The 13,260-nt window shown below is 68.5% G+C and carries 7 protein-coding genes; all 7 read left to right on the top strand.

Annotated features, from left to right (window positions below):
* Nucleotides 1–126 precede the first annotated feature (126 nt).
* Entirely contained in the window at nucleotides 127–3,576 is a 3,450-nt protein-coding gene (gene mfd, locus KUV67_10950; GenBank protein MBY6205401.1) for a transcription-repair coupling factor, read from the top strand.
* Nucleotides 3,573–4,646 (top strand): peptidoglycan binding protein CsiV, encoded by a 1,074-nt coding sequence (locus KUV67_10945; protein MBY6205400.1) that lies wholly within the window; start codon nucleotides 3,573–3,575, stop codon nucleotides 4,644–4,646. The genes mfd and KUV67_10945 overlap by 4 nt, the downstream gene beginning before the upstream one ends.
* A 45-nt stretch (nucleotides 4,647–4,691) precedes the next feature.
* Nucleotides 4,692–6,071, top strand: coding sequence for an adenylosuccinate lyase (purB, locus tag KUV67_10940; protein ID MBY6205399.1), 1,380 nt, complete (start codon nucleotides 4,692–4,694; stop codon nucleotides 6,069–6,071).
* The gene (locus tag KUV67_10935) at nucleotides 6,068–7,171 is read left to right on the top strand and encodes a cupin domain-containing protein (protein MBY6205398.1); all 1,104 of its coding nucleotides are present in this window, start codon (nucleotides 6,068–6,070) and stop codon (nucleotides 7,169–7,171) included. Before purB ends, KUV67_10935 begins: the two co-directional genes overlap by 4 nt.
* Nucleotides 7,172–7,279: 108 nt before the next feature.
* Nucleotides 7,280–10,090, top strand: coding sequence for a 2-oxoglutarate dehydrogenase E1 component (locus KUV67_10930; protein MBY6205397.1), 2,811 nt, complete (start codon nucleotides 7,280–7,282; stop codon nucleotides 10,088–10,090).
* Between the two features lie 35 nt (nucleotides 10,091–10,125).
* A complete protein-coding gene (gene sucB / locus KUV67_10925) occupies nucleotides 10,126–11,370 on the top strand; it encodes a dihydrolipoyllysine-residue succinyltransferase (GenBank protein MBY6205396.1) in 1,245 nt (414 codons plus the stop codon).
* Between the two features lie 176 nt (nucleotides 11,371–11,546).
* On the top strand, nucleotides 11,547–12,974 hold the full coding sequence (gene lpdA, locus KUV67_10920; GenBank protein ID MBY6205395.1) for a dihydrolipoyl dehydrogenase: 1,428 nt from the start codon (nucleotides 11,547–11,549) through the stop codon (nucleotides 12,972–12,974).
* The last annotated feature ends 286 nt before the right edge of the window (nucleotides 12,975–13,260 follow it).

The raw sequence follows: 13,260 nt of genomic DNA, 5'->3' as shown, positions 1-13,260 counted from the left end.
CGGACCGCGTTCGCGCGGAGGAACCGGGTTCGCGAAACCGCCAGCCCCGTCGCCGCTCACCGGGACGCCGGACCCTGTCGCTAGAATAGCCGCCCTTCTGCCTTCGACCCGGATCACCCTTCCCGCATGTCCAGCCGCTTCCATCCGCTCGCTCCGCCCCGCGCCGCCTCGGGCGACCGCAGCCAATGGCCGGCCCTGGACGGGCTGGGCCTCGCGCTGGCGCTTTCGGCCTTTGCTCGACGGGCCGGCGGCCCGGTCCTCGTGGCGGCGGCCGACGGCTACGCCGCGCGGCGCCTGCGCGACGACCTGAACCTGCTCGACGGCCCGCGGGCCGAGCTGTTTCCCGACCTCGAGATCCTGCCCTACGACCTCTACTCGCCGCACCCGGACCTGATCTCGCGGCGGCTCGAGGTGCTGACCGCGCTGCCGGCGCGCACGGAGGGCATCGTGATCGCGCCGATCAGCGCGCTGATGCAACGCCTGGCGCCGAAATCCTGGCTGATCGGCCGCAACATCGACCTGCGGGTCGGCCAGGACCTCGACCTCGATTCCTTCCGCGGCCAGCTCGGCGACGCCGGCTATTCCCTGGCCGAGCAGGTCTGGCAGCCGGGCCAGTTCGCCCTGCGCGGCGCGGTTTTCGACCTTTGGCCGATGGGCTGCGAGCAGCCCTACCGGCTGGAGCTGTTCGATACGGAGATCGAGTCGATCCGCACCTTCGACCCCGAAACCCAGCGCTCGACGGGGAAGCTCGACGCGGTGCGCCTGCTGCCGGGCCGCGAGTACCCCTTCGACGAAAGCGCGCGCAGCGACTTTCGGCGCCGCTTCCGCAATCGCTTCGATGTCGATCTGCGCCACGCCACGCCCTACCAGGACGTCGGCGACGGCGTCCACGCCCAGGGCCTCGAGCAGTACCTGCCATTGTTCTTCGACGGGACGGCCGGGTTGCTGGACTACCTTCCGACCGAGCACCGCCTGGTCGTGCTCGACGGCGTGGAGGATGCCGCCACCGAATTCGCCGAACAGGTCGCGATCCGGCACGATCAGCGCCAGAGCGACCGCGAGCGCCCGGCCCTGGACCCGCACGAACTGTTCTTCGACGCCCGCGAACTGGTCGACGCGCTGAAGGCGGATGCCGCGGTCCAGGTCACGCGCCGGGCGCCGGGCCGGGATGCGGTGGCCGAGCCGCCGAAGCTCGATCTGGATCACGAACCGGATGCCGTGGCCGAGGTGCTGGCCGCGTCGGACCGGGTCCTCCTGGCCGCCGACACGGCGGGCCGACGCGAACTCATCCACGACAACCTCCGGCGGATCGGCCTGAAACCGAAGCTGCTGTCGTCCTGGGCCGCGTTCGTCAGCGCCGACGAAAGCGCCCCCCGCCTTGCCCTGGCGGTGCTGCCCTTCTCCGGCGGCTGCCGCCTGCCCGAGGCCGGCCTGACGGTGCTGACCGAGGCCGAACTGTTTCCGGGACATACGCGGACCGTGCAGCGCGACCGTCGTTCGGGCCAGGATCCGGAGAGCCTGGTCCGCAGCCTGGCCGACCTCCAGCCCGGCGCCCTGGTCGTGCACCTGGAGCACGGCATCGGCCGCTACATCGGCCTGGAGGTGCTCGACGTCGGCGACACGCGCGGCGAGTTCCTGACCCTCGAATACGCCGGCAGCGACAAGCTCTACGTGCCCGTGACCGACCTGCACCTGGTCAGCCGATACACGGGGGCCGATCCCGAGCACGTGACCCTGAACCAGCTCGGATCGGATCGCTGGAAGAAGACGCGGCGCAAGGCCGCGGAAAAAGTTCGCGACGTCGCCGCCGAACTGCTGAATCTCCAGGCCCGGCGCGCCGCGCGCGAAGGCCGGGCCGCCGAGTTCGATCGCGGCCTGTACGCGCGCTTCGCGGCCGGCTTCGAGTACGAGGAAACGGACGACCAGCAGGCCGCGATCGACGCGGTCCTGGCCGATCTGCGCGCGGCCCGCCCGATGGACCGGGTGGTCTGCGGCGACGTCGGCTTCGGCAAGACCGAGGTCGCGCTGCGGGCGGCCTTCGCGGTCACCGACGCCGGGCGCCAGGTCGCCCTGCTCGCGCCGACCACGCTGCTGTCCGAACAGCACCACCGAACCTTCGCCGACCGCTTCGCCGACTGGCCCGTCAACGTCGCCCTGCTGTCGCGGACCGGCGGCAAGAAGCAGACCGACGCCACCCTGGCCGGCCTGGCCGACGGGTCGATCGACATCGTCATCGGCACCCACCGCCTGCTGCAGGGCGACGTCCGGTTCAAGGACCTTGGACTGGTCGTGGTCGACGAGGAGCAGCGCTTCGGGGTACGCCAGAAGGAGCAGCTGAAGAAGCTGCGCGCCGAGGTCGACCTGCTGACGCTGACCGCCACGCCGATCCCGCGAACGCTGAACATGTCCATGACCGGCCTGCGCGAACTGTCGATCATCGCCACGCCGCCGTCGCGCCGGATGGCGGTACGGACCTTCGTGTCGGAATGGGACAGCGGGACGATCCGGGACGCGGTCAGCCGCGAGTTCCAGCGCGGCGGGCAGGTGTATTTCCTGCACAACGACCTGAAGACCCAGCCGAGGATCGCCGACGACCTGCAGAAGATGTTCCCGCGCGCGCGCATCGGCATCGCCCACGGCCAGATGCCGCCGGGCGAGATGGAACGGACCATGCGCGACTTCTACGCGCGCCGCATCAACCTGCTGATCGCCAGCACGATCATCGAGAACGGCATCGACGTCCCGACCGCCAACACCATCATCATCAACCGCGCCGACAAGTTCGGCCTGGCCCAGCTGCACCAGCTGCGCGGCCGCGTCGGCCGATCGCACCACCTGGCCTATGCCTACCTGATCACGCCGCCGCAGCGCTCCCTGACGCGCGACGCGCGCAAGCGCCTCGAGGCCATCCAGTCGCTCGAGGAGCTCGGCGCGGGCTTCACGCTGGCCACCCACGATCTCGAGATTCGCGGCGCCGGCGAGCTGCTCGGCGAGGACCAGTCCGGCCAGATCGAGGCGATCGGCTTCCAGCTCTACTCCGAGCTGCTGGATCGCACCGTCGAGGCGCTGAAGGCCGGCATCGAACCGGACCTGGACGAGCCGGTCGATATCGCCTCGGAGGTGGACCTGCACACCTCCGCGCTGATTCCCGACGACTACCTCCCCGACGTCCACCAGCGCCTGGTGCTCTACAAGCGCATCGCCCAGGCGAAGAAGGCCGAAGACCTGCACGACCTGCAGGTGGAGATGATCGACCGCTTCGGCCTGTTGCCCGACCCCGTCAAGCACTTGTTCACCGCCGCCGAGCTGCGGCTGCAGGCTCGGGAACTCGGCATCCGCAAGCTCGAAGTGGGCCCGGCCGGCGGCCGCGTCGCGTTCCTGCCGAAACCGAAGATCGACATGGCCGAGCTGATCCGGATGATCCAGAAGGAGGCCCACAGCTACTCCCTGCCGGACTCGGACCGCTTGCGCATCCACGGCGAATTCGAAGCACTGGAAGACCGGATCGGCGTGGCCGAAGACCTGATCGAGCGGCTGCGACCGGCCGGCGGCGATCCAGTACACTCCGCCGCATGAGCCGAGCCGCCTTTTCCGCCGCGCTGGTGGTCGCCTCCCTCGCCGGCAGCCTGCCGATCGGCGAGGCGCGCGCCCAGTCGAACGATGCGCCCACCGAATACCGGGTCGAGGTGCTGGTCGTCGAGCCGGTGGACGGCCGCTCCGACGACTGGCCCGTCGACGCCCCCGGGCGCTTCGACGGCGCGCTCGATCCCCGCGTCGTGGCCGAGGCCGGGCCCCTTCTGGCCCCCGCCTGGTCGGCGCTTGCCGCGCCCGGCGTCCCGATCCCGCAGCCGCTGGCCGAACGCACCGGTCGGGTCGCGCTGGACGAGAGCGAGGACGACTCCGATGCGGGAACTCCGGACGAGGCCTACCGCACCCTGACCCGACCCGCGATGTTCGCCGCGCTCGAGCCCTTGCCGGCCGGCCTGGCCGAGCTGCGAGAGCGCGTCGCCGACAGCGGCGAGTTCGAGCCGGTCACCGCGCTGGCCTGGCTGCAGCCGGCCGGACGGCCGCGACGGCCCGGCCCGATCCGGGTCCATGACGATGTCGTCGTCGATCGCCGGCCGGTCCCGCCAACGAACCCGGACCGCGTGGCACGCGAAGCGGAATCGCCGGTCCGTAGCCCGGTCGATCGGCGCAACGCGGCGATCGATTCGAACGAACGGCTCGTGCCCCCGGAGGGCAGCGCGCGGACGGGCCCGGCGTTCCGCCTGGACGGATCGCTGGCGCTGGTCCGCCGCCAGTTCCTGCACGCCGAACTCGACCTGCACTGGCAGACACCGGTCCGGCGCCTGGGCGAGCTTCGCCCGGGCGTGGACTCGATGCGGCTCGCACCGAACGATGCCGGCAGCGCCGACGGCTGGCGAGTCCACCGCCTGCGCCAGTCTCGCGTGATCCGTCCGGACCGCTGGGAGTATTTCGACAGCGAGCGCTTCGGTGTGCTGCTGCGCGTGACCGAGCTCGATCCCCTCCTTCCGCTGCCGCCGCCCGAGCCGCCACCCGCCGTCGACGGGGGCATCGACGCGGGGCCGCGGCCGCAGTCCGGGGCCCCCTCACCGGACACAGCGGAGCCCGCCCGGGGACGGTAGAATCCTCGCCCCGGCCCGACGACCGGCTCGACCCGGCCTCATTCCATGGATTCCAACACCCTGACCGCGCTGTCGCCGCTCGACGGCCGCTACGCCGCCCGCCTCGGCCCGCTGGCCGACCTGTTCTCGGAGGCCGGCCTCATCCGCCACCGCGTGCTCGTCGAACTGCGCTGGTTCCGCCACCTGGCCGACTGCGACGACTTCGAGCCGCTGGCGAAGCTGTCGGCCGACGACGCCGCCTACATCGACCGACTGGCCGAGACCTTCGACGATGAAGACGCCGCGGCGATCAAGGCGATCGAGCGGACCACCAATCACGACGTCAAGGCGGTCGAGTACTGGATCAAGGATCGCTTCGCCGAACGTCCGGCGCTGGCCGAACGCAGCGAGTTCGTGCATTTCGCCTGCACGTCCGAAGACATCAACAACCTCGCCTACGGCCTGATGCTGCGCGACGCGCTGGTCAACGTGCTCGATCCGGTGCTGGCCGACCTCGACCACCGCCTGGCCGCGCTGGCGATCGACCACGCCGACCTCGCGATGCTCTCGCGCACCCACGGACAGAGCGCATCGCCGACCACGCTGGGCAAGGAACTCGCCAACGTGGTGTTCCGGCTGCGTCGCCAGCGCCGCGGCCTGGCCCGGGTCGACATCACCGGCAAGATCAACGGGGCGGTCGGCAACTTCAATGCCCATATCGCCGCCTGCCCGGACCTCGACTGGCCGGCACTGGCCCAGCGCTTCGTCGAGGACCTGGGCCTGGTCTGGAACCCCTACACCACGCAGATCGAACCGCACGACATGATTGCCGAGGCCGCCCACGCGCTGGTCCGCATCAATACCGTGCTGCTGGACTTCGCCCGCGATACCTGGGCCTACATTTCGCTCGGCTACTACGCGCAGAAGACGGTCGAGGGCGAGATCGGCTCGTCGACGATGCCGCACAAGGTCAATCCGATCGATTTCGAGAACGGCGAGGGCAACCTCGGCCTGGCCAACGCCCTGCTCGACCACCTGGCGACCAAACTGCCGGTCTCGCGCTGGCAGCGCGACCTGACCGATTCGACGGTCCAGCGGTCGATCGGCAGCGCGCTCGGCTACTGCCTCCTGGCCTGGCGTTCGATCGAGCGCGGCCTGGACCGGATCGAGCCCGACCCGTCCAGGATCGGCGAGGACATCGACCGCGCCTGGGAAGTGCTGGCCGAAGCCATCCAGACTGTCATGCGCGTGCACGGCATCGAGCAGCCCTACGAGAAGCTCAAGGCGCTGACCCGTGGACAACGGATCGACGGCGAGCAGGTGCGCGCATTCATCGAGTCGCTGGCGTTGCCCGACGACGAACGCGACCGCTTGCTGGCCCTGCGGCCGGCCGACTACACCGGCAACGCCGCGGCCATGGCCCGGGCGATCGAGCAGTACACGTGAAACCGATCACGCTGGCCGAATGGGAGGACTTCGAGGCGCGCCGCTTCCTCGACGAGTTCTGGCAGCGCAAGCCGCTGCTGATCCGCGGCTGGCTGAAGCCCGCAGCGCTCGGCCTGGACCAGATCCAGCGTGCGGCGGCCGACGAGGAGCTGGCCTCCCGCCTGGTCACCGGGTCCTTCGAGAATCTCGACTGGGCGCTGGAATACGGCCCCTTCGGCGAGGACGACCTGGCGCAGCTGGACCGGCCCTACCAGTCGGTCCTGGTCCAGGACATGGACAAGAAGTTCGCCCAGGTCGCGGAGCTGCTCGAGGCCTTCGACTTCCTGCCCAACTGGCTGCTCGACGACATCATGGTCAGCCAGGCCGGCCCCGGCGGCTCGGTCGGGCCGCATGTCGACGCCTACGACGTGTTCCTCGTCCAGGCGGCGGGAACGCGTCGCTGGGAACTGGCCGGCAGCTTCCAGCCCGACCTGAACGAGGACTTCGAGCTTGCCGTGCTGCGCAAGTTCAAGGCCGAGGTCCACTGCATCGCCGAGCCCGGGGACGTCCTCTACGTCCCGGCGGGCATCGCCCACCACGGCATCGCCCAGCAGACCTGCCAGACCTGGTCGGTCGGCCTGCGTGCGCCGTCGTCGGCCGAGCTGCTGGCCGAACTCGCCGCCTACCTCGGCGAGCACGAGGGCCGGCTGCCGCGGCTCAACCCGTTGAAATTCGACACGGAGCGCGCCGAGCGGATCGACCAGACCCTGCTGCAGCACGCCCGGCGGCTGCTCGCTCAGGCGATCCAGCTCGACGACGACGCGCTGATCGCCTGGTTGGGCCAGACCCTGACCGCCTACCGCCAGTGGTCTCCCGAGGACGAAGACGACGAAGACGACCTGGGCCTGGAACCGCCGCTGACCTTCCGGCCGGGAACACGCCTGGCCTGGAGCGATACGGGACTGCTGTTCGTCAACGGCCAGCAGTGGAGCTGTCCCTCGGACTTCGCGCGGCAGCTGTGCCGGAACGGCCGGATCGAGCAGCTTCCGGACGACGAGGAAGCGCGCGCGGTGCTCGAGCAGCTGATCGAACAGAACGAGCTCGTCCGCCCGTCGTCGTGAACCCCGTGGCCAAGCGGCCGCGATGGCGCCGGGGGCCCTGTTCGCGGGCCGCAGGCGTTATACTTTTCGACTTGTCCGCGTGACGCGATCAGCGCCCTTCTCCGACTCATGACCGAAACACTGGAGCAGAAATACCGGACGTCCCACCTGTCCGGTCTGAATGCTGCCTTCGTGGAAGAACTCTACGAGGCCTGGCTCGACGATCCGGGGTCGGTCCCGGACCACTGGCGTGACACCTTCTCCGAGCTGCTCGACGGCGCGGAGGACGATACGCGCCACCGCCTGATCGAAGCTCGCTTCGAGGACCTGGCCGAGGAAATGGCGCGCGGCGGCGCCCCGGTAGCGGCCGAGGATTTCAAGCAGGCCGGCGTGCTGAGAATGATCAACGCCTACCGGGTCCGGGGCCACCAGCGCGCCCGCCTCGACCCCCTGGGCCTGAGTCAGCGGCCGAAGGTGCCGGACCTCGACCTTGAATTCCACAGCCTGTCGGAAGCCGACAACGGCACCACGTTCCACACCGGCAGCCTGGCCGCCCCCGACCGCCTGCCGCTGTCGGAGATCGTCGCGATCTGCCAGGAGACCTACTGCGGCACGGTCGGCGTCGAGTACATGCACATCACCGACACCAACCAGCGCCGCTGGCTGCAGCAGCGCCTGGAGCGGACCCGCGGCCGCTACGAATTGCCGGCCGAGGACCGCAAGCGCCTGCTCGAGAAGCTGGGCGCGGCGGAAGGGCTGGAGAAGTACCTGCACTCGCGCTACGTGGGCCAGAAGCGCTTTTCCCTGGAAGGCGGCGAAAGCCTCATTCCGCTGCTCGACACCCTGATCCGCCACACGGGCAGCCAGGGGATTCGGGAAATGGTCATCGGCATGGCCCATCGCGGCCGTCTGAACGTGCTGGTCAACATCCTCGGAAAGTCGCCCGGCGACCTGTTCGCGGAATTCGAGGGCAAGATCCAGCACGACGACCCGGCCCGCTCCGGCGACGTCAAGTACCACATGGGGTTCTCTTCCGACGTGCGGACGCCCGGCGGCGTGATGCACCTCGCGCTTGCGTTCAACCCGTCGCACCTCGAGATCGTCAATCCGGTGGTCGCCGGCAGCGCCCGGGCCCGGCAGAACCGTCTCGACGACCAGAACTTCGAACAGGTCCTCCCGGTGCTGATCCACGGCGACGCCGCTCTGGCCGGCCAGGGCGTGAACATGGAGCTGTTCAACATGTCGCAGGCCCGCGGCTTCAAGGTCGGCGGCACGCTGCACGTGGTGGTCAACAACCAGATCGGATTCACCACCAGCAACCCGCTGGACGCGCGCTCGACCTTGTACTGCACCGAAGTCGCCAAGATGGTCCAGGCGCCGATCTTCCACGTCAATGCCGACGACCCGGAAGCGGTGCTGTTCGTCACCCGCGTGGCGGCCGACTTCCGCCGCGAATTCAAGAAGGACGTGATCATCGATCTCGTCTGCTACCGTCGCCTGGGGCACAACGAAGCCGACGAACCGGCCGCGACCCAGCCGCGGATGTACGACGCGATCCGCAGCCTGGATTCGGTGTTCAACCAGTACTCGGCCGCCCTGATCGGCGACGGCCTGGTCGGCCGCAAGGAGCTGGACTCCTGGCAGAAGGACTACCGCGACCGGCTCGATGCCGGGCAGCCGGTGGTCGAACTGGTCGATGACGGCGATGCGCTGACCACGGTCGACTGGTCGCCCTACATCGGCAACGACTGGCGCACCGAGGCCGATACCTCGATGCCGGTCGAACGGATCCGGACCCTGTCGGAACGACTGACCACCCTGCCCGAAGGGTTCACCCTGCACAAGCAGGTCGACCGCATCATCGAGCAGCGCCGCAAGATGGCGGCCGGTGAAGTGCCGCTGGACTGGGGCTTCGCCGAGACCGCGGCCTACGCCGGCCTGATCGACGACGGGACCGGCCTCCGCCTGGTCGGCCAGGACTCGGGCCGCGGCACGTTCTTCCACCGCCACGCGGTGCTGTTCAACCAGGAAGACGGCCGCTCGATCACGCCGCTGGCCGAGCTCACCGACGATCCGGATCGGGTCGCGGTAATCGACTCGCTGCTCAGCGAAGAGGCCGTGCTGGCCTTCGAGTACGGCTTCGCGACCGCCGACCCCGGCACGCTGGTGATCTGGGAAGCGCAGTTCGGCGATTTCGTCAACGGCGCTCAGGTCGTGATCGACCAGTTCATCACCTCCGGCGAGGCCAAGTGGGGCCGGCTCTGCGGCCTGGTCATGTTTCTCCCGCACGGCTACGAGGGACAGGGACCGGAGCACTCCTCCGCTCGCCTCGAGCGATTCATGCAGCTGTGCTCGGACAACAACATCCAGGTCTGTGTGCCGACCCTTCCGGCCCAGTGGTTCCATCTGATCCGTCGCCAGATCGTCCGGCCCTACCGCAAGCCGCTGGTCGTCATGACGCCGAAGAGCCTGCTGCGCCACAAGCAGTCCGTGTCGTCACTCGACGACCTGGCCAGCGGCGGTTTCCAGCTGGTCATCGACGACCCCGCCGGGCCGGACCCGGACAAGGTCGAGCGGGTCGTGTTCTGCGCCGGCAAGGTGTACTTCGACCTGGCCAAGGCCAGGGACGAGGCCGAACGTGACCTGGACAACGTCGCGCTGGTCCGGGTCGAACAGCTCTATCCGTTCCCGCGCGAGGAACTGACGGGGATCATCGAACGCTACAGGAAGGCCGGCCAGGTCATCTGGTGCCAGGAAGAGCCGATGAACCAGGGCGCCTGGTTCCAGATCCGTCACCATCTGCAGGCCTGCGTGCGCGACGACCAGCAGCTCGACTACGCCGGCCGGGCCGCGTCCGCGTCGCCGGCGGTCGGCTACTACCAGGTCCACGTCGAGCAGCAGGAACGCCTGGTCCGGGATGCCCTGGGCCTCGATTCGTAAGCAACGTCCATCCAGACTTTTTCCAAGGATTCACCATGAGCACTGAAGTCAAGGTCCCCACCCTTCCCGAGTCGGTTTCGGACGCCACGGTCGCCAAGTGGCACAAGAAGGCCGGCGACACGGTCCGACGCGACGAAAACCTGGTCGACCTCGAAACCGACAAGGTGGTGCTGGAAGTCCCGGCGCCGGCCGATGGCGTCCTCGAGGCGATCGATGCCGAAGAAGGCGAGACCGTGACCGCCGACCAGGTGCTGGGAAGGATCGAGGAAGGCGAAGTCGCCGACGACGCGCCCGAAGAGACCGAGGACGAGCAGGCCGCGTCCGGCGACGACAAGGACGCCGGTGAGCACGCCGATCGGTCGTCGGCCGACGGCACGAAGGGCGACGGCGGGTCCGGTTCGGAGGCCGGAACGGATTCCCGGTCGGATTCCGGGGGCGGTGCCGACACGAGCAAGCTGGCGCCCTCGGTCCGCAAGCTGGTCGACGAGAACCGGGTCGACCCGTCCGAGATTTCCGGCAGCGGCCGCGGCGGGCGGATCACCAAGGGCGACGTGCTCAGCCACCTGTCCGGCGGCGGACCCCGCCCGGTCGAGCGGGTCAAGATGTCGCGCCTGCGCGCGCGCATCGCCGAGCGCATGAAGGAAGCGCAGAACACCGCGGCCATCCTGACCTCCTTCAACGAGGTGGACCTGCACGAGGTCATGCAGATCCGCTCGAAGTACAAGGACGCGTTCCAGAAGAAGCACGGCGTCAAGCTCGGCTTCATGTCGTTCTTCGTCAAGGCCGCCTGCGAGGCGCTGGACAAGCACCCGGTGGTCAATGCCGCGGTCGAAGGCGACGAGATCGTCTACCACGGCTACCAGGACGTCGGCATCGCGGTCTCGACCGACCGCGGCCTGATGGTGCCGGTGCTGCGCAATGCCGGTCAGCTCAGCCTGGCCGAGATCGAACGCCAGATCGCCCATTACGCCGAAAAGGCGCGGGCCGGCAAGATCGAGCTCGAGGACCTGCAGGGCGGCACCTTCTCGATCACCAACGGCGGCGTGTTCGGCTCCCTGCTGTCCACCCCGCTGCTGAACGCCCCGCAGAGCGCGATTCTCGGCATGCACACGATCAAGGAACGGCCGGTGGCGATCGACGGCGAGATCGTGGTTCGCCCGATGATGTACATCGCGCTTTCCTACGACCACCGGATCATCGACGGCAAGGATGCGGTTCAGTTCCTGGTCGCGATCAAGGAAGCGCTGGAAGACCCGGCCCGCTTGCTGCTCGGACTCTGAACTGCAGGGGCCAGGGACTAAGGACCAGGGGCTAGGGGAAAGGGGCTGGTAGAGACGATGAAAAATCCGCGGGTCCTACTAGCCCCTCGTCCCTGTCCCCTCATCCCTCGAACATGAAGCTCGCTTCGCCTGCGGCGCTCGGCGCCGCCCGACAATAGAACAGAGACGAAATCGCCATGTCCGACAACCAATTCGACGTGATCTTCATCGGTGGCGGCCCCGGCGGCTATGCCGGAGCCATCCGGACCGCACAGCTGGGCCTGAAGACCCTGCTGATCGACGACCGCAAGGGCGACGACGGCAAGCCGGCGCCGGGCGGCACCTGCCTCAACGTGGGCTGCATTCCGTCCAAGGCGCTGCTCGATTCGTCGAAGCACTTCCACCACATCCAGCACGACTACACCGAGCACGGCATCTCCACCGGAGACGTCTCGATCGACGTGGACAAGATGCTCGACCGCAAGCGCAAGGTGGTCAAGCAGCTGAACAGCGGCCTGATCCAGCTGTTCAAGGCCAACAAGATCGACTTCGTCAACGGCCGCGGCAAGCTGTTCGCCGACCGCCAGGTCGAGGTCACGCCGAACGACGGTGACAAGTACACCGCGACGGCCAAGCACATCGTGCTGGCGGCCGGCTCGGTGCCCTTCTCGATCCCCAATGTCGAGGTCGACAACGAATACATCCTCGACAACGTCGGCGCGCTCGAGATTCCCGAGGTGCCCGAGCGTTTTGGCGTGATCGGCGCCGGCGTGATCGGGCTGGAAATGGGCAGCGTCTGGCGCCGCCTGGGCAGCGACGTGGTGCTGCTCGAAGCCGTGGACGACTTCCTGCCGGTGATCGACCGCGACATGGCCAGGATCGCCCAGCGCGAGTTCAAGAAGCAGGGTCTGGACATCCGCATGGGCTGCAAGGTCAGCGGTGCGAAGGTCGAGGACGGGAAGGTGTCGGTCACCTATTCGGACGGCAAGGACGAGCACACGGAAGTGTTCGACAAGCTTCTGGTCGCCGTGGGACGCCGCGCCGCCTCCGATGGCCTGGTGTCCGACGACAGCGGCGTGAAGCTCACGGACCGGGGCCAGGTCGAAGTCGACGGTCACTGCCGCACCTCGGCAGACGGTGTCTGGGCCATCGGCGACCTGGTCCGCGGCCCGATGCTGGCACACAAGGCGTCCGAGGAAGGCATCGCCGTGGCCGAGACGCTGGCCGGTCAGTCCGGTCACATCAACCTCGAAACCATTCCCTGGGTGATCTACACCGATCCGGAAATCGCCTGGGTCGGCAAGACCGAAGCGGAACTGAAGGACGCCGGCATCGAGTATCGCTCCGGCAGCTTCCCCTTCGCCGCGACCGGCCGCGGCCTGGCGATGGGCAATGCCTCGGGCCAGGTCAAGATCCTCGCCGACGCCGAAACCGACGAGTTGCTGGGCTGCCAGATCGTCGGCGCCAACGCGTCGGAGCTGATCGGCGAAGTCGTCGTGACGATGGAGTTCCATGGCGCGGCCGAAGACCTCGCCCGCATCGTCCACGCCCACCCGACCCTGTCGGAGGCGGTCCACGAAGCCGCCCTGGCGGTCGACAAGCGGGCGATCCACAAGGCGAACTGATCACGCCGCAGCGGCGAAATCCAGGGGCCCGGCCACTGTGCCGGGCCTTTTCTTGTCCGCATCATCCGATGAAAAAAGTCATGGCCGCAGATGAACGCGGATCGAATCAGTGAGACCCCGTAGCGGACCCGGCCGATCCTCCAACTCCTGAAGGCGATGCCGAAGGTGTGCCTGCGTTCGTTCACGCAGCTCCAACGCCGAGCGGAAAGCGGGGCCGGGGCACACGCCTCAGGAACTGGATTTCTTCATCCGCGGTTATCTGCGTTCATCTGCGTTCATCTGCGGT

Origin of the sequence: Halomonas denitrificans (genome assembly GCA_019800895.1) — a bacterium.
Lineage (GTDB): Bacteria > Pseudomonadota > Gammaproteobacteria > Xanthomonadales > Wenzhouxiangellaceae.
The sequence above is the reverse complement of the archived record's forward strand: the minus strand, read 5'-3'. Positions and strand labels throughout refer to the sequence as shown.